The organism is Coleofasciculus sp. E1-EBD-02 (assembly GCF_040218245.1).
Taxonomy (GTDB): domain Bacteria; phylum Cyanobacteriota; class Cyanobacteriia; order Cyanobacteriales; family Coleofasciculaceae; genus Coleofasciculus.
In genome coordinates, this window is sequence record NZ_JAVJQN010000134.1 from 12,137 (window position 1) to 31,100 (window position 18,964).

At 45.6% G+C, this 18,964-nt stretch carries 11 protein-coding genes; 6 read left to right on the top strand and 5 right to left on the bottom strand.

Annotation, left to right across the window (positions count from 1 at the left end; genetic code table 11):
* Window positions 1-111 precede the first annotated feature (111 nt).
* Together RIC07_RS21740 and RIC07_RS21745 are read right to left on the bottom strand one after the other, a co-directional pair.
* Complete coding sequence (locus RIC07_RS21740; protein ID WP_446396345.1) at window positions 112-5,379, bottom strand: CHAT domain-containing protein; 5,268 nt, start codon at window positions 5,377-5,379, stop codon at window positions 112-114.
* A 385-nt stretch (window positions 5,380-5,764) separates the two neighbouring features.
* A complete protein-coding gene (locus RIC07_RS21745) occupies window positions 5,765-6,355 on the bottom strand; it encodes a CpcT/CpeT family chromophore lyase (RefSeq protein ID WP_446396346.1) in 591 nt (196 codons plus the stop codon).
* 107 nt (window positions 6,356-6,462) lie between these two features.
* Here RIC07_RS21745 and RIC07_RS21750 point away from each other — a divergent pair, with 107 nt between their 5' ends.
* Together RIC07_RS21750 and RIC07_RS21755 are read left to right on the top strand one after the other, a co-directional pair.
* Window positions 6,463-7,812, top strand: a complete 1,350-nt coding sequence (locus tag RIC07_RS21750) for a hypothetical protein (RefSeq protein WP_446396347.1) — start codon at window positions 6,463-6,465, stop codon at window positions 7,810-7,812.
* Window positions 7,813-7,862: 50 nt separating this feature from the next.
* Window positions 7,863-8,102, top strand: a complete 240-nt coding sequence (locus RIC07_RS21755; RefSeq protein WP_446377033.1) for a hypothetical protein — start codon at window positions 7,863-7,865, stop codon at window positions 8,100-8,102.
* A gap of 251 nt (window positions 8,103-8,353) precedes the next feature.
* Here the strand turns inward: RIC07_RS21755 and RIC07_RS21760 are convergent, their stop codons facing one another.
* Together RIC07_RS21760 and RIC07_RS21765 are read right to left on the bottom strand one after the other, a co-directional pair.
* Complete coding sequence (locus RIC07_RS21760; RefSeq protein ID WP_446373733.1) at window positions 8,354-8,629, bottom strand: GlsB/YeaQ/YmgE family stress response membrane protein; 276 nt, start codon at window positions 8,627-8,629, stop codon at window positions 8,354-8,356.
* A 300-nt stretch (window positions 8,630-8,929) separates the two neighbouring features.
* Window positions 8,930-10,639: a choice-of-anchor I family protein gene (locus tag RIC07_RS21765; RefSeq protein WP_446396348.1), complete on the bottom strand. Its 1,710-nt coding sequence runs from the start codon at window positions 10,637-10,639 to the stop codon at window positions 8,930-8,932.
* A 550-nt stretch (window positions 10,640-11,189) separates the two neighbouring features.
* Here RIC07_RS21765 and RIC07_RS21770 point away from each other — a divergent pair.
* Both RIC07_RS21770 and RIC07_RS21775 read left to right on the top strand, forming a co-directional pair.
* A complete protein-coding gene (locus RIC07_RS21770; RefSeq protein WP_446396349.1) occupies window positions 11,190-12,137 on the top strand; it encodes a phosphate/phosphite/phosphonate ABC transporter substrate-binding protein in 948 nt (315 codons plus the stop codon).
* 89 nt (window positions 12,138-12,226) lie between these two features.
* On the top strand, window positions 12,227-14,251 hold the full coding sequence (locus RIC07_RS21775) for an ATP-binding protein (RefSeq protein ID WP_446396350.1): 2,025 nt from the start codon (window positions 12,227-12,229) through the stop codon (window positions 14,249-14,251).
* 248 nt (window positions 14,252-14,499) lie between these two features.
* Here the strand turns inward: RIC07_RS21775 and RIC07_RS21780 are convergent, their stop codons facing one another.
* Window positions 14,500-15,219: a response regulator gene (locus RIC07_RS21780; protein WP_446377088.1), complete on the bottom strand. Its 720-nt coding sequence runs from the start codon at window positions 15,217-15,219 to the stop codon at window positions 14,500-14,502.
* 469 nt (window positions 15,220-15,688) lie between these two features.
* Here RIC07_RS21780 and RIC07_RS21785 point away from each other — a divergent pair, with 469 nt between their 5' ends.
* Together RIC07_RS21785 and RIC07_RS21790 are read left to right on the top strand one after the other, a co-directional pair.
* Window positions 15,689-17,023 (top strand): ATP-binding protein, encoded by a 1,335-nt coding sequence (locus RIC07_RS21785; protein ID WP_446396351.1) that lies wholly within the window; start codon window positions 15,689-15,691, stop codon window positions 17,021-17,023.
* A 54-nt stretch (window positions 17,024-17,077) separates the two neighbouring features.
* The gene (locus RIC07_RS21790) at window positions 17,078-18,214 is read left to right on the top strand and encodes a hybrid sensor histidine kinase/response regulator (RefSeq protein WP_446396352.1); all 1,137 of its coding nucleotides are present in this window, start codon (window positions 17,078-17,080) and stop codon (window positions 18,212-18,214) included.
* Window positions 18,215-18,964: the final 750 nt, after the last annotated feature.

An 18,964-nucleotide genomic window follows, 5' to 3' on the forward strand; every position in this document is an offset into this window, starting at 1 on the left:
CTGTAAAAATTGGGGAATAGATTTTATGGTTCAATCGGACGCACGTCTGTGCGCCCCTACGGTTTCTGGGCTAAGGGTTAATTCATCTTGCTTAGGTGTGCCACACTACTACTACCAAGGACTACCCACAAGGGTTAAAGCACTCCAGTAGTAAGGATGGGTAAAATCTTGGTCTGGCGTTTGGGCGAGTTCGGGGTTTAAGGGAATCTGTATATCCCCAGCGATTAACTGTTTGTCCTCTAGCCGTACTTCACCGTTAATCATAGCCAGTTGAGTTTGGCGTAGGGCTTCGGCTTTAATTGGTGCTTGTTGCAAATGGTCATAAAAGCTGGTCATGAATCCCAGAGTACCCGCATCACTAACATACCAGAGGCTTCCTAAGGCGGACTTCACCCCAGCTTGTATGGCTAACCCAGCAAACCCTAATTCGGCTTCTCTATCGCCTAAGGCAGTGCGACAAGCACTGAGGACTAACAGTTCTGTGGGAGGATTGTTTAATCCGAGTTGCCGCAATTGATCTAATCTGAGTTTCTGGTTCCATAACTGGATATAGGAGTTAGACGCCTTCCCAGATTTAAACTCGCCATGAGTGGCTAAGTGGACAATTCCAAAGGGTTGAGATGAGCGGATTTTCTGGAGATTTTCTAAGGTAAACTCTTGGTTAAGAAATGCCTTACCTTGCCACAAGGGACCTGCGATCGCGGATAATTCTAAGGGTACAGCAGGTAAGGGATTCAGATCCTGGAAGGTATCAGCACCCATGGCGAGAACACCAACATTGCGGATATCCACATAGCGAGTATCGGTGAGTGATAGACTGGGCATCAAACCAACGCTGTAGCGTTCAACCAGAAATCCTTCGCCATCATGGAGTGCGGCTACAGGTAAAGAACGTAATCCCTCGTCCATGATGAAGGCGAGGTTATCAATCTCTTGGGTTTGTAGATTTTCTTCTAGGGGAGCAACCAGCCATTGATACAGTTGTTGTCCTGGAGTGATATAGTCACGGGGAATCCTGACATTGGTGACGTTGCGGCGAAATTCCTGAGCGACTTCTAGGACTTGTCCACGGGTGACTCCAGCGATGCGTCGCCGTATCGGGGGTTCCTCGGCGGAGATGATCAGCAGTTCTAATTGATCACTCTCTTGGGGAGTAATTGTAACATGGGGACCGGAGCGATTGAGGTAGTTATCAAACGCCTCGGTATTATTCGTTTCTAATCCGATATAGTTGGTGTTTTTTGAGATTTCAGTTGGCGCAAAGCTGACATAAATGAGTGCGGGTTTTTTCCCAGTTGCTTGTTCAATTTCACTCAGAATTTGACGCGCTTCTGTTTCGCTTTTGATTGGGGTACTTACGCGATTGGATGCGATGGGTTGGACGACTGAGAACGATTCAATTTCCTCTTCTACTTGATTTTGGGTTAGAGCAGTCGGTGAAATTTCGATTAGTGGTGTCGTTGGTGGAATTTCGATTGGTGGAATCGTTGGTGGAATCGTTGGTGGAATTTCGATTGGTGGTTCAACGTTAACGCTAACCTGTTGCGGTTCAGAGAAGGACACGCGATCGCTCCCTACAATGGTAAACGCTGTAATGTCGCCAGTGTCATCAGTTGGCGGAGTGTATACCAGAGTATCTCCTTCTTCAATTGTGTCTCCAGGTTCTAAGACGACACCATTTATCGTCAATGTTCCAGCATTAATTTGATCAATGACAATTGACAAACCTATATCACCATTTTCATCCTCTAGAGTTGCCTGTAACTCTTCAAAGGTAAACGTAATAGGCTGATTTTCTTCAGTGTCGGGTAGGGTTGGATTTAGCGTTAGTTCGGGTGGACTATTAACAGAAGTGATAGTAATTCCATTAGGCGTCTCTTCGGCATCACCGCCTTCTGGGAGAACGGGAAATGAGCCTGAAGGTAAGGAATTTGTGCCAGTGTCGATACTTCCTGCTAAACCATTAATACTGGCATCCCCTACGATAAAGGGTTTATTATTACTTCCGCCATTGTGTTCTATCGTAACCGAGCCAGATTGAGTACTTCCTTCCGTCAAAATTGTGATATTCGTTTCTGTAATTGTCCCTACACCCTTGACTAAACCCTCAGGAATCCCATTAGCAGTGATGCTGACATTACCCCCGATTCCATCAACAAAATCAGAAAATGCGGAGGAGTTGATACTGCCAAATAGAATACTGCTCCCCTCTAAAGTTACTGAATTCCCTGTTGCCGTTCCACTGTCATCTGAAGCTGAAGAAGATGCCGTTGTTTCAATTGCCCCAGACTCAATAGCCTCGGCAGCATTCAAGTTAACTTCACCTCCTGTGGCAACACCGGAAGCTGTAGAACCCTCAAAAGCAAAAGCCAAAGAAAATGCAGAAGAATCAATGGCATCGGTAGTGATAGAACCAGCTTCAGAAGTTAGGCTCACTAATCCCCCAGTAGCAGAACCAGAAGTCCCAAAAGATTCACTAAAAGACGATGCTGAGGAGTTAATTATCCCTGTGACATCGATATCGCTTCCAGCTTGTAATTCAACTGAACCACCTATACTATTGAGTTCGCCATCGCTGCTACCTGACGTATTAATTCCATCTGTTGTGATAGTACCTGATGCAACTAACTCGACTGCACCCCCTTGGGAATTTTCATCTCCTATGTTGTCGAATGCTGTATTAATGGAAGAGGAATTAATTTCACCCGTCTGAATATTTCCACCCGCTTCTAAGTTGACTGCTCCCCCTTCAGAGCCGTAAAAATTATCACCCTCAAAAAATGAATTAATCGCACCAGTAACAATATCGCCGTCGGAGGTTAAGCTAACCGCTCCACCTGTGGGAGAGCCAAAACCAGCCCACGTTGAACTCGAATTAATTTCTCCTGTCGTAATCCCTCTAGGAGCAGACAAATTTATCGCCCCCCCATCCGTAAAAGTTGAGCTAGAGTCGAGAGTTACTCCAGTGGTATTAATAATGCCACTATTACTTGTAAACTCAATGCTACCGCCTGCTGTGCTAATGTCAGCATTAACATCAATGTTATTCTCAGCTTGTAAGAACAAGTTTAGGACATAAATATCACTGGTATTACTGATGGGAGCATTTACGATAATATCATTATCAGCTTCTAACCTTAACGTTGTATCCACAGCATTCAAAGAGATATCAAGGGCAGCGTCTACTGTAATAGTGCCTTCCTGATTTCCTTCCTCTCCTGCTGTCGTAATTGTGACATCAGTGCCGCCATTGAGAGCATTTACGATATCATCTCTATTAACCTTAGCCTCGCCAGAAGGTGTAAAAATACCACCATTAAGCTCACCATTCTCAGTTTCCTCATCTGTAATGGTGACATTCCAAGGATCGAGTAACCAACTACCAGGTAAACCATTAGCGGCACTCGCATCGACTGACCCACCAATGGATTCCAACAAATTTTTCCCAGATGTTTCAACAAAACCACCATTCCCACTTTCTGTACCCCCTCGCGCTGTGATTGTCCCGGAAAAGCGGGTAAAATTATCTGACCAAACAATTACACGCCCACCATTGCCATTAACTCTGGCATCAGCATTAATAGTTACTTGATTACCAACTACAGTTGTCTGAGCAGTCGGAACTGTACCCTCTCCTTTATACTCACCCCCAACTCGGATTTCACCCCCACCTGTGTCACCCGAAACATTAATTTGGGCTTGATCGACTAAACCGATAACAGTTCCGAAAACATCTACATTTCCACCAACTGAGTCAGCGGAAGCATCCACTATTCCCGATACAATTGCCGTTCCTGATTGCTGAGGAATTACCGTACCTGCGGCAGTTTGTACCGTGTTATCTTCATTAACTGTTAAACCCGTTTCCTCATTACTTCCTGTGAGTAATTCTGGCAACATTAATGGTGTGATTGCGTCGGGGTTATTGGTGGATACCTCCAAACTTAACACTTGTCCTGTTTGCGTCAGACGCAAACGGCTGGTTCCCGGAACAGCGGCTATCGTAATTGTGCCACCCGTCGCTTCCATTGTCCCTGTATTGATCACATTTCCGCCAACTAGGGAGAGTGTCTGCCTTTCAGATACAGCTAAATTACCTGCATTAACAATACTTCCAGGCTGTGAAGTGGCAAACTCAAAGGCATTGGGATTACCGACAAGGTTGATATAATTATTTGAACCTACAGCGTTAAACCAACCACCATCCAAACGAATTCCTGTAGCCGTTGTTGCCGCAAAATCAGCCTGAACATTCAGACTAGCGTTAGCCCCAAATACGATCCCCGAAGGATTCATCAAAAATAAATTTGAGTTACCGCCTGTGACTTGAATTAAACCATTAATGATTGAAGGATATCCGCCATTGACTCGCCCTAGTATGTTTTGAATCGAGGGTTGAGAAATAAAATTAGCAATTTGATCGCTGTCTAGTCCAAATTGACTAAAACTGTGGAATAGATTCGCCCCATCTCCCGATAATTGACCGCCCGTGATATCGATGCGATCGCCTATTGGTGTAACCAGAGTTCCTGTCTCATCCACCGCTGGTGTAATTTGTGCCTTTGCTGGCATAACATTTATAGCGGCGATGAGAGGAAGTGCAGCAAATGATACAATCTGTTTTAAAACTTTGCGAATTGGACGAGTACAGGCAGGTTTTGAGGATGAACCTGATCGGTTGATTGAACTGCGGCGTGCGATCGCCCAAGCAACAGCTTTACGGGCTTGCAGACGTTGCTCAATAGAGTGCTGATAACATATACTGTCTGAATGATTGCGATAATAATAGAGCGGTTTTTTAAGGTGGTATACGTCTGTCAATTCAGAAAGTCGTAAGGATAGATCGTAGTCTTCAACATAGTAAAATAACTCATCAATTCCTCCCACTTGGTCATAGACGGAACGACGGATTAACCGGAAGTGAAAGGTCATGAATTTTTGTAGCATTCCTTCTTTTGAGAAGGGAATACGACATCGACTGCCATAACCTGTCACGTTCCCGCTTTCATTGATTACCTGGTAGTCGGTGTAAACCATCCCTACATCTGGCTGAGTATCCAGAATTGCGGCGGTTTCCGCCAATGCGGTGGGGGCTAACCAATCATCGCTATCCACCCAACCGATATAGGAACCTGTGGTTTGGGCGATCGCACGTTTGAGAGAAATACCTCGTCCTTGATGTTCAGCCGCGATAACCCGGACTCGCGGATCACGTTTTGCATAGTCTTGGGCTATCGCAACCGATCTATCTGTTGACCCATCATCCCACACAATCACCTCAAAATCTCCCCAGGTTTGTGCCAGTATGCTGTCAATCGCTGCACCGAGGTAACGTTCTCGGTTGTACGTGGTGATGACAAGAGAAATGGCGGTAGTCATGGCATCCTCCGGAAAGGTGATTTTTGGGTTCTTGATGCGTGGATCATCAAACGGTGGGAAAACTGAGATCGGCTAGTGCGATCGCGGATTAGATCCTACTGTCTATCGTAGTCGAGGGATTGGCGATCTGCTAATTCTAGCAATTTAGCTAAGTAGGCGGACAAAATCAAAGTTAATGGTTGAGATTAGGAAGGAACAGAGAACAGTAAGGATTGGAGTCTTCTTAACATTTCTTAGTACAGCGTACAGAACAGAATTGATGTGCAGGGACTTAATTGTTACTGATACAGTTAAACTTTACATCGATAAGGACACGACAATGCCGTGTCCCTACTTCTATTTACCAGATTTTCAGCGATATTCAACCTCAGATCTAACCCATTGCTTAAACTGTCACTTCATTGGCAAAACTAGCCCGACGGACAAAGTAAAAGGGACCAGCAATGGAACCCCAAATATGTTCATCGGTTATAGGATCGCGTCCCCGATCTAAACTGATAAACTGATTTTCGTCAATTTCAAACGTGCTATCTAGATAGGTTTCTTTACCTTTACGAACAACCTTACAGGCTTTGCCCGGTTCAACGTGTCCTTGAAAGCTTTTCCCTGTCCATTCCACAATCATATTACAGCCCGGAAGTTTCTCTAACTGATCGGCGGTTAGGGTTTGCAGGCGATTAAGATCACGAGAGGCGCCGTAAAATTTTTCTGGCTCTTTAACGGTGTAATTTTCAATTTCAATATGATCGCCAACAACCATTAATTTCAACACCCGTAAGCGGTAGGGGACATTCAGAAGATAGTCATAGGCTTGTTCGACAAAGAAACTGACACCATCCAGGAGTGACGCGGGGAGGGGACGCATAAACACCCGGATATGGGCATAAAAGGGCGGATTATCAAAGGCTTGTTGTTGGTTACTAAAGTCAGCCGCCATCCAACGGGCTAATGTGGCAATGTCAGTAGAATGAGTCATTATTAACGATCTTGATTAATCGAAATATTGGATCTGGATCAATCTTAAATTGATTTTATTCCCAATAACAGAGGCATTCATGTCTTGATTACTGTACCCTAGTAGAGTTGAGCGGTGAGCAAACCTCTGTGGATGCAATTCTAGAGCAAGCCAAAGATCTGAAACAAGCCCTAACGGACTTCGTACTGGAAGCAGACGGAGAGTTAGCCGTCGCCTTGGAAAGCTATGCGGCGGATCAGTTGACGCGAGAACCCTACGATATCAATCAGCGCAACTTGGTGATTGATACCTTCTTAACTGAGGGTGAGGTGGACAATCAGACACCGTTGGATCTGTTCCTAGAACAACATCCTAATTTAACACCCCGCGATCGCACGTTGTTAAACCGATGGCGAGATAGCTTTATCGGCTTGTTTGAACTGACTCACATCCTCCCCGATGGCTTTGAACTGAAAAATTGGCTAACGGATAAGCATTACACCGTCAAACCGACTCATCCCACCACTATTGAACAAATGCAGCGGTTTAAGGTTGGGGAAATCTTACTCACTCGCCTCGCCCCTGTCACCGATACCTACTGGGTGATTTTAAGTCCCATCCTTGCCAAAGGGCGCTTAAGTCAGCCCAAGCTAGCCGTAGCCATTGGGGAATTCAAGAACAACTACAAAAATGCCCTTTACCGTGATGCGCCGGAACTGTTAGAACAGGCTTGGGACTCTGTCGCTACCTATCATCAGTCATTTGTAGACTTTTTTGGACGCGATCGCGTTACCCTTCCTGGATACCAGCTTAATCAAAAATTGGCTCAACTGCGGGATAAAATGACCCAAGAACGTCTAGCAGCGGCTGGGATCGATCCGTCGAAGTCCCTCAAAGAGATGATTCAAGATTCGGGTACGGATGAGGAGGACGTTAAATCAGCAGCGGTGGAAGCAGGCGCAGACGCCAACGCGGTTAGCAATATGTTGGACAACTCCACCAACTCTCCCATGGTGACGCCTAAGGTGGATTTACCGGACGATATCCGCAACGCTGAACAGGTGACTGTTTTTTCTCATCCCCGTTGGGGCCAGATGTTTCTTCCCAGTTACACCAAGTTTCAAGAGATGCTAGCATCCGAAGACTGGCAAACTTATCCCAATGCTGAACAACGAGTCCACAAATACTTAAATGATCCTCAGATTAACCTGTTTATCTGGCAACAGCTAGCCGAGGAGTATCCGACTCAACTGGAGACGGTATTACAAACAGTGTTAGATCGTCCAGATTTTAATCTTCAGCAGGAGTTAGAACCTACCCTTCACCAAGAGTTTCATAAACCCCTAGAACCGGAACTCCCAGAAATTGCTAGCGTTCCTCTGCATTTGCACAATCTCTTTGAGTCGGCTGTCGCTGAGGTTCACAAATCCAAGTCTAAAGGCAAGCGGAAAAAGAAAGCCGCCAAAGGTTTCCAATAATCCTTTGGATAGGTTAGGATAGGGCAAATTATCTACTAATATCTCTATCGATGGATAGAAAAATCATTCGCCTTTGCCTATTAGTCGTGAGTTGTAGTGCGGTGGGGCTTGTTGTGGGAGGTACTGCTGCTCAAGCAGAATTGAATCAGTGTTTAGGTGTTGCGACACCGACCGATGAGTGCTTGTTGCAAGATCCCATGGTTAAAACGGTCGAAGGAATGGGAATGGGTTTATTAGCAGGCGTTGGTGCTTCGGTTGGCGCAGTCTGGCAGATTTGGCGAAATAAGTAGGTGGGATCGTCATTTGTCATTTGTCATTTGTCATTCGTCATTCGTCATTCGTCATTCGTCATTCGTCATTCGTCATTCGTCATTCGTCATTTGTCATTCGTAAGGGTTGAGGGAATAGACAACTACATAAGGCTTGCTGCACATCAGTTTATTCGTGCAGTGTGTCTTTTCCTCCTACCCCTATAAAATAGGCAAAAAGCAGATATTAACCTTAGAGCCTTCTGCCTTTTGCCTTCTATCTTATTTTTTGATTAGGCGGATTTCTGAGTGACTAAACCCCAGATGAAGATCAACAGCAAGGCACCAAGAACGGCAAAGATAATACTGCCAATACTGAGAGCGCCTGAAGCGGCGGCGGCGGCTCCGGACGAGCCTAACAAGAGTTTACCCAGAAACCCTCCAACTAAAGCACCGAGAATCCCTAAGCCAATGGTGGCAAAGATTCCACCGCCTTGATGTCCGGGATAAATGAGTTTCGCGATCGCGCCTGCAATTAGACCTAATACGAGCCAAGCAATAATATTCATAGAATTCTCTCCTTAATGTAATCTTTATTGTTGTGTCTATGCCTCTATTAGGTTCAGCCTATCAATTTACTGTGACTCTTCGCTTCTACCTAATTAAATAAATTTAATCTGCCTAAATCAGTATTGATGATTATCCGAAGATGTAGAGACGTAGCATGCTACGTCTCTACACCCAAATTAATTCTTCCCCAGCTTCCCCAGCTCCCCCAGCTCCCCCAGCTTCCCCAGCTTCCCCAGCTTCCCCAGCTCCCCCAGCTCCCCCTGCTTTTCCTATCTACTATGTTTGAGCGCAACTCGGTATTAGTGGAGGCGCTTGCGTTTTAATCCAACCCAGCCTAAGGAACTAAACAGTAGCAAACCGAGTACAGAACTGGGTTCGGGTACGCTTTCAACTTCAAAGACACTCACGGTTCCACTGGTTTCATTGGCAGTAACCACCAAGGGGTTACCATTGGGACTATCGTTAGCCGCAATAAACAGCAACCCTTCTAGCCCCAAATCACCAACAGCAGCTAACTGTTCATCTGTCGGATCAGGATCTCCTTCCTCATCTAAATTAAAATCAACGGAGAAGTCGCGGTTGTTGACATAATCGAGGAAGAACGGGTTAAACGGATCAGTGATGTCATAACTGATAATTCCACCGATGCGTTCCAAACCAATAAAGGCAATGGTGCGACCAAAGAGTTCAGCAATCGTCACCGCTTGAGGTTCAGGTCCCTTATCATCACTGCGATCATCAAATAGGTTGAGTTCATCGTCGGAGTTGAACAACTCTGGGAGAAACTCTGCCGTGATTTGTTCAAACGCATCACCACTGTCAAAGATGAGTTCGCCGTCTGTATCAAAAATCGAGAACGAACGTCCACCAAAGGTATACAGTTCCTCAAAGTCCCCGTCGCCGTCTGTATCCCCTAGAGTATTGGTCACTTTTAAACGACCTAGATTTTCATCCTTTTGCAGTTCTTCGGCATTGGGGAAAGCCTCTGGGTCAAGCAGTAAGTCACCTACCCTCACCTCTTCACTAAAAAAGTCAAAGTCTCGGCTGTCACCTTCGTTAGCGGTGACCAGATAAGTCTCACCATTTACCATATAGGAGGTAATCCCGTCGGGTTGGTACATCCCGAACAGGTTGTCGTAATTCGCGATATTGATCGCACCGTCTTCGTCGCTGGCGTCTAAGGCATTCCCTGGCACGCTATAATCTTTGAAACCTAACCCGATCACTTTTTCGACCTGACCACTGGCGATATCAACTACCGCGATCGCATTATTCTCTTGCAGGGTGACATAGGCTTTGGTGGAATCCTGGGACACGGTCACAAATTCCGGTTCCAGGTTTTGAGAGGGGTTACCAGCGTTAGGTCCAAACAGGCGAACGTTTGACGGTAGGGAAACATTATTAAAGTTAGCCGTGGTTACGCTAAAATCCGTCAGGTCAATGATGCTAACAGAACCTTCTGGATCAGTATCGTAATCATCACTCAACTCCCCCTCGTTAGCCACAATAATCTTGGTGCCATCTGGGGTAAAGGTCAGTGAGTCCGGGACTGAACCCACGGAAACCGGGTCATGGATGGAATTCCCCTCTGCGTCGAAGAACAACACAAAACCGGGATTTTGCGGCATCTCATTGGTGATAGAGACTGCAAATATACCATTGCTATAGCTGACGCTGTTAGGTGACCCAAATTCAGACCCAAATTTAGAAACGTCGATGGGGTCGAACAACGACGACGACGACGGATTCGTCGGATTGCTAATATCAAGGATATTAATCCGCTGTTGACCGGAACTGGTTACGAACAACCGTTGAGTGATCGGATCATACGCCGTTTGTTCGGCGGTGCTGTCCGCGAACGTCTCTGTCGAGAAGGAACCGATGGGTGTCAGGTTGAGATTAATCGCGGCGGCTGGTGTCGCCACCATACCGAGTAAAACGGCTGACTGTAGGGTTGACTGAACGATACTCGGCATTCGATGAATGAGTGAATTTTGACGCCTAGACATGGGTGATGAACCTCCTGATTCGGATACAGTGGATAGCCATACGTTAAGAGGGTGGGTATAATTAACCCCAAGAAGTTACGTTTTGTAAAGCAACATTGCCGTTGATTTGGGTAAGAAGGGCTGATGTTTTGACATTTCTTAATATATTCAAGCTAAATGAACACTTGCCAGGGACAGAACTACATATCCACAATTCCCACCCAGCGCTACAGAGGAATTTGTTTACAAAAATTAACGTGAAAAGTCGAGTCAAACTATCTAGTTATGTACTCCTTATTTAGCATGGTTTTACACCAATAAAGAAGAGTTCTGAGACAGGTTCATCAACTCTTTAACAAAAACCCGAAAAAAATTCACGGAAACTTTATGAAAAAATTTGTCAAAATTTGATATGTATTCAGCAAACTGACAAAATAATCTTAAAGACAAAGTGGTATCCCCATACCTGGAAACTGGAGACGCCTTTCGAGTCTAAACAGACAAGAAAAGCTGAGGCGAAACAACTGCACGGTTATCAACGACAATTTGTGATTATTGAGAGTTTAAACAAATGTTGCCAAAATTTTTGAAAGAGGTTGTCCTGCTGGGCTTGTTCACCACCCTCGTAAGTTGTGGTTCTACCGAAGAGAACAGCTTATCACGAACGCCAACATCGACGCCAACCCCTCAATCCACCGCTACTGGAACCCTTGTCCTTGCCGACGTTAACAAAAATGCCGCTGCCAAGCTAGAGAATTTCCAGCCCATGGCGGATTATCTAGCCGCCCGCTTGGAAAAATTTGACATTGGTGTGGGTGAGGTACAAGTTGCCCCTGACTTAGATACAATGGCAAGCCTGCTCAAAGAAGGCAAAGTCGATATCTACGTGGACAGTCCCTACCCCGCGATGATTGTCAGCGATAAATCGGGAGCCCAACCCATCCTGCGCCGCTGGAAGGATGGCAAGGGTGAATATTATGGGGTGATCTTTACCTTGGCAGAAAGCGAGATTGACTCCTTAGCGGATCTCAAAGGAAAAATGCTCGCCTTTGAAGAACCTGTGTCAACCTCCGGCTATTTTTTACCCCTGAATACCCTGCTAGACGCCGATTTGAAGATGGTCGAAAAAGGCTCACAAAACGAAGCCGTCGCCGCTGATGAGGTGGGATATGTTTACAGTAATGATGATGAAAATACAATCCAATGGGTATTGAGTGGTGAAGTCGCAGCAGGCGCGGCGGATTACTCATTTTTGGAAGAAATCCCCGAAGAAAGCCGCCAAGCGCTGAAAATTCTGGCTGAAACCCAGAAAATCGCTCGCCATCTGGTGATAGTCAGACCCGGTATGGACCCAGAGTTGGTAAAACAGATTAAGACGGTGTTAATGGAAATGGATCAGACACCTGAAGGGAAAGAGGTACTCACCACCTTTGAGGAAACCGCCAAGTTTGACGAGTTTCCCGTTGAAACCAGTCTGGATAAAATGCGCCAGTTGTATGAACAAGTTGAGAAAAAATAAAGTGCAGATGCTCTTGTAAATAATAAGTTGCCCAGATGTATCAGCCAGGAAGCAACCGTTATCGGAATAAGGGGAGGAAGATAAGTGGAATGGCTAGATTCAACCCAAAAAAAGGTTCACTAGCCACCAAAATAACCTTGGCGATGACCACATTAGTGATTGTGGCGGTCGCCAGCGTTACGATGTTATCCCTACGCCGTCAGCAAGAAACCTTTCGCGATGAACTCGAACAGCAGGCTGATCTATTGCTGGATACCTTAGTCGTCGCCACCCAAGATTCGCTCTACTTTCTCGATGTGTCTTATATGAAGGAACTCATGGAAGAGTTGGGCAAGGATCAGGTATTAGTAGCAGGTCAGATTTATGACAAAGATGGACGGGTGCTAGCAGATGCCTATAGCCGCAATGTTTTAGCTTATGGAGTTAAACCTGATCCCTTAGGCAAAGAACTGGTAGAAAGCAACGAAACAGTGTTTAAATGGCAGTCTGACCAACTCCTTGCGGGTAAAGCCGTCGTTTTGGGGCGTCAGCGGCTTGGGGCAGTTCGTGTCGGACTTTCCACAGCACCGCTGAAGGCAAAGATGGCAGCGGTGCGGAATGAAGGGATTGCCATGGGACTGGCAGCGGCGATGGTGGGTACGCTGGTGGCACTACTTCTGAGCCGTTCCATTACCGACCCCTTAAAGCAGATGACCGCCGCCACCCAGCATCTAGCGAAAGGGGATCTGAGTCAGAAGATTGTCATTGACAGCAGTGACGAATTGGCAGTTTTAGCGGGTGCCTTTAACAGCATGACCGACCAACTGCGAAACCTAATCGAAAGTTTGGAACAGCAGACTGAAGATTTACGACACAGTGAAGCCAAAAATCGTGCCTTGTTGAATGCAATTCCCGATTTAATGTTTCGGTTTAGCCAAGATGGGATCTTTCTGGATTTTAAAGCACCAAAAGGAGAGTCTTACCTACAATCATCTGAAACCTGGGTTGGTCAACCTGTCTCTGATGTTTTACCTACAGAGGTGGCTAAATTATGTTTAGAGTATGTCGAGCGAACGTTAAAGACTCAAGATATCCAAATTTTTGAGTATGAGTTGTTTGTGGAGGATCATCGCCGAAATTTTGAAGCACGGTTGGTGGTCAGTGGTGAACAAGAAGTTTTAGCGATTGTTCGGGATATTACAGATGCGAAATTCGTCCAAATTGAATTGCAACAGGCAAAAGAAGAAGCGGAAGCGGCTAATCGGGCGAAGAGTGCCTTTCTTGCTAGTATGAGTCATGAATTAAGAACGCCTTTGAATGGTATCCTCGGCTTAAGTGAGTTACTCCGGGAGGATGCCGAGGATTTAGGGTATACCGATTTTGTCCCGGATCTCCAGCAGATTTACGACTCTGGACTCCATCTTTTGAATCTGATTACCGATATTCTGGACATTTCTAAAATTGAAGCCGGGAAGATGAGCCTCTATCTGGAAAGCTTCGATATCTCTACTTTAATTGTTGAAGTTCAGAAGACGGTACAACCCCTAATCAAGAAAAAGACGAATACTATAGAGGTTCATGGCGCGGCGTCCCTTGGCACAATGTATGCTGACCGAACTAAGGTTAAGCAGTTGCTATTAAACCTAATTAGCAACTCCGCCAAATTCACGGAGAATGGCACGATTGTACTGAGTGTTACTCGTGAAAGTGAAAATGAGGGAAATGGTAACTCGAAACGGGACGCTAAAATGCTACTGGTGAATGGGGAATTGTCTGTGGTTTCATCGGCAACCCTCGACAGGGCTTCAATGCCTGATGTTGGGGCTTCAATGCCTGATGTTGGGAATGACGACCAAACCTCTGATTGGATTATTTTTTCGGTCTCCGATACGGGTATTGGTATGACTCCAGAGCAGGCAGCCAAGATATTTCAGCCGTTTGTCCAAGCCGATGATTCGACTACGAAAAAGTACGGAGGTACGGGTCTAGGATTGGCGATTTGCCAACGTTTCTGTGAGATGATGGGCGGTAATATTACGGTGGAAAGTGAGGTTGGTGTTGGCTCAACGTTTAGCTTTTACCTACCAGCTAAGGTCAAAGATCCGAAGCCGGAAAAAGTCTCTTCATCACGTTAATTCGGTGGATGAAATTACAGTTAACGACGGGGATTGTCATTGGTCATTTGTCATTGGTTATTTGTGGACAAACACCGTAGGGGCGACCCGCTGCACAAATGAACACGACCCACCTATTAATTTTATCGGGTCGCCCTGCATCAGGTATCGGGAATTATCCTGCATCCGGTATCAGGAATTAGTTGAACTTGTTCCCTGTTTCCTGTTCCCTGTTCCCTATCCTCACCACAACACGTATTCAGCAACCCCTAAGTAATTAATCCAGAACGGAGTGCATGGACAGCGGCTTGGGTGCGGTCATCAACGCAGAGCTTATTCAGAATATTGCGAACATGGGTTTTTACTGTGCCTACCGTAATATAAAGCTTCTCCGCGATCGCGGCATTACTCGCTCCTGCCACAATTAACTCAAGTACCTCTAATTCCCGTTCAGTTAAGGGATAGGCTTCGATGACTTGTTCGTACTCTGGACCTACCCCATCAATCTTGACAGTTCGATCTTGATTCGCCGCCATTTCAGAGGATGGATCTCGTTTTACCTGTCGTAAAACAATACTGGCAATCGCTGGATCAATCCAGGCGTTCCCTTCCTGGGTTACTTCTAACGCCTCGACAAGCTGTTCAATTTCAATATCCTTCATGCAATAGGAATCGGCTCCAGCCGCAAAAGCAGCCAGTACCGCATCTTCACTATCATGCATGGTTAAGATGAGAACCCTTGTTTCTGGCTCCTGGGTATCTGTATGGCTACTCTTGAACTTGCGAGTCAAATCAATGCCATCCATATCCGGTAAACCGATATCCACAATAGCGACATCAGGTTTTAGGCTTTCCAGCAGCTTCAATCCTTGAGTCGCATTCGCCGCTTCTCCGACGACTTCAATTCCATCCTGTTCTTGTAAAGCGGCTTGTAAACCCATCCGCGTAAGGTTATGGTCTTCAATCAGGACGACACGCATAGGACTCACCATCAATGTTTCAGAACTCAAATTCGTTTGATCTTGGTCATTGAGAGATGTAGGACTGTTTGACTCCTTCTCTCGGATCTGGGTACTTTTCATCATATATTACTTTGTATGCCAGCTCGGGCAGGGGTTTGGGAACCAAAGGGGTTTCTGACTCAAATCAGCCTAGCCTAATCCATCTCGATTACTCTTCCCTCGCTAGTGCGACGCGGCAATAAAGATAATCAACACTATGGCAGATCCGTGGCAGATGTACATCTATCAATAGTATCAAGCCGTTTCAGTTGAGCCAAAAATTTGCCAGCCAAGAGACTTTCAAGTGATTATGCCTATGGACTGAGACGAAAACCATAGCTATGAGCATACAATCTAAGACAAAGGTTGGACTGTCTTCAATGCCAGCTTAGGCAAACTCACTTCCCAGAATAAGCTGCAACCTCCATTAAGTCAGTTGTGCGTTAGGTCAATAGCCTTGGCGCACCAGTTGCCATTTTCCCTGGGATACACCAGTGAGCTTGATGCTGACGTTGGTGATCAAGAAATCCTTCAGTTCTGCTCGTTGATGAAAGAAATGCTCAATATTCTGCTCGTTGATGATGAGGACATCGATCGCTTAGCTGTGCGTCAGGCTCTGGATGCCACGGGGTTGTCAATCAATTATGTTGAAGCCTGTGACTATAATAGCGCGATCGCTCTCATTGACCGTGAGACATTTGACTGTGTCTTTCTGGATTACTGTCTCCCCGACAAAGATGGATTAAGCCTGGTGCAGGATTTGCGAAAGGCTGGCGTCAAGATTCCCTTGGTGGTAATCACCGCTCACGGTAATGAGCAAGTCGCCGTGGCGCTGATGAAAGCTGGGGCGTCAGACTACCTGTCTCAGGATAAGGTTTCACCGACAAGTTTAGGGCGGATTATGCAAAACGCGATTCGCATCTACCAAGCTGAACAGCAGGTGGAACTGGCTCATCAGCAGTTGCGCCAGACGAATGAACAGCTAGTCCGGCAAAATCAAGAATTAGCCCAACAACGGCAACAAATTCAACATCAAAATTTAAAATTAAAAGAACTCTCTAAACTTAAATCGCAGTTTTTAGCTACGACGTCCCATGAATTGCGGACGCCGATGAATGTGATTATCGGCTTTGCTCAAATGCTCCTACTCCAACGCCATGGATCACTGACATCATCACAATTAAAGATGGTTCAATGTATCTTGAAAAATGGCAAGCATCTGTTGTCACTCTTAAGTGAAGTCTTAGATTTTGCTCAAATTGAAGCCGGAGCTTTGGAACTTAAAGCTGAAGAATTTAATATCGATCAAGTGGTCAATTCCACGGTTAATGATGTTCGTCCCTTGGCACTCCAGAAAGGGTTAGACTTATCGATAAAAATCCAACTTGAAAATCACTTAGTTATCAACGATCGCTCTCGTTTGCACAAGGTCTTAAAACACCTGCTCATGAATGCGGTTAAATTTACCAAATCCGGGTCGATCTGGGTCAATGTATACGAGGTTGAATCGCAACGACTGCTCATTGACGTTGAGGATACGGGAATTGGTCTGTCTCAAGCCGAATTAGACTATATTTTTGAAGCCTTCCGCCAAGTTGATCAGACCATAGCCCGCCAATACCCCGGTACAGGACTAGGATTAGCAATGACCAAATCCTTAGTTCAATTGATGCAGGGCAAGATTACGGTAGAAAGTCAAGTGGGAGAAGGGTCAATTTTTCGCGTCGAATTGCCGCGTTATATTTCTTATTCGGGGAAGTTGACAGAAATTAAAGTACCTGCTTATAATTAAATCTTTTAAAATGTTTTGGAGTTACGATGCTTTTCAAGTATAACTAGATGAAAAATGAATCTACCTGAGCCAAAAATAGAGCGAATTCTGGCAGTTGATGATGCGCCAGACAATTTATTCCTAATGCAAACTATCTTAGAAACTGAAGGATATGACCTCAGTTTAGTTGAAGATGGATATTCCGCATTATCAATCGTTGAAAAATCACCTCCTGATTTAATCTTGCTGGATGTAATGATGCCCCAAATGGATGGCTATGAGGTGACTCGGCGGATTCGTCAAAATAGCAGTTTGCCTTTTATCCCAATTTTGCTGATCACCGCTTATGAACAGTCGAGTGCGATCGAAGGACTCGATGCGGGGGCGGATGATTTTATTCGTAAACCTGTGGATGTGGGCGAGTTATTAGCGCGAGTGCGATCGCTACTGCGACTTAAGCATAGTATTGATGAACAAGTGCGACTGGCGCGTCAGCGAGAGGATTTCGTCTCTCGTCTCACCCACGATTTGCGGACTCCCTTAGTCGCGGCTGATCGGATGCTGAGTTTATTGAAACGGGGAAGCTTTGGACAGCTTCCTGATTCAGCCGTGGAAGCTGTCGTTTCTATCCAACAAAGCAACCAACATTTAGTCCAGATGGTGAATACGGTATTGGAAGTTTATCGCCACGATGCTGGATCTAAAGACTTAACGTTTGTTTCAATAAATCCTCAGGAAATGATGAAGGAAGTCGTTCAAGAACTGACTCCCTTAGCTGAGGAAAAAGGATTAGCGTTAAGGCTGAATGTAGAAGAGTGCGCTAATTCATCGAATTCAGACAATTGTCGGGTGATGGGCGATCGCCTCGAACTCCGTCGCGTATTCACTAATCTAATTGGCAATGCGGTCAAGTTTACGGAACAAGGATCGGTCGATGTTAATTTAGGTTTAGAATCGGATTTCACAAACTCGGCAGATGGTCAACCCCCTTTGGTGGCAATTTCTATTCAAGATACGGGATCAGGTATTCGTCCAGAAGATCTTGCCACTCTGTTCAAGCGATTTCGCCAAGGCAAGCATAAGCGATCGGGGAGTGGTTTGGGATTATACTTGTCTCGTCGGATTGTAGAAGCTCATCAGGGTAGGATTGAAGTCGAGAGTGAGTTGGGTAAAGGTAGTTTATTTACGGTTTATTTGCCCGCACAAACGTGAAGGGAATAGGGGAAGCTGGGGAGGCTGGGGGAGCGGTGTAGAGACGTAGCATGCTACGTCTGGAAGCTGGGGGGGACAAGCCAAAGGGCAGAAGGCTCCAGGGCTCCAAGGGAAGGAGCAAGGTTGCAAGGAAGAAGGATATTACGGTTATTTTGGCGGACATGATATGACGTTTAAACCGGGCGCAAGCCTTGCGCCCCTACAATTCTAATCAACCAAATAAGGTGTGCCACGCCCCTACTGGACTGACACAGCTAAAATTGTGGAATAGATTTGACGTTTAAACTGGGCGCAAGCCTTGCGCCCCTACGGTTTCGGGGCGTAATTCTAATTCATCAAATAAGGTGTGCCACGCCCCTACTGGACTGACACAGCTAAAATTGTGGAATAGATTTGACGTTTAAACTGGGCGCAAGCCTTGCGCCCCTACAATTCTAATCTACCATTTTAGGTGTGCCACGACACTACAGCAGTTTTACCTTAAGTAATACAGCCAACGTACAGTAAAATAGGGGTTTTTCATGGCTGCTGTATTACACCGTATGGGTAAATTTTGTCATTTTTCTAGAATTGTGCGGAAATTGATCCATGAGTCCTGTATTTTCTTTACAGGAAGAATTATTTTCATCCCAACCCATTAGAGATACTATAGGATTCCTTGGGAAAAATCAATCGAGGAGTCCCAACTTGGCATTTGTCTGGGAAGACAGAGATTTATTCACTTTAGCGATACTTTAGGGATACTTAAGT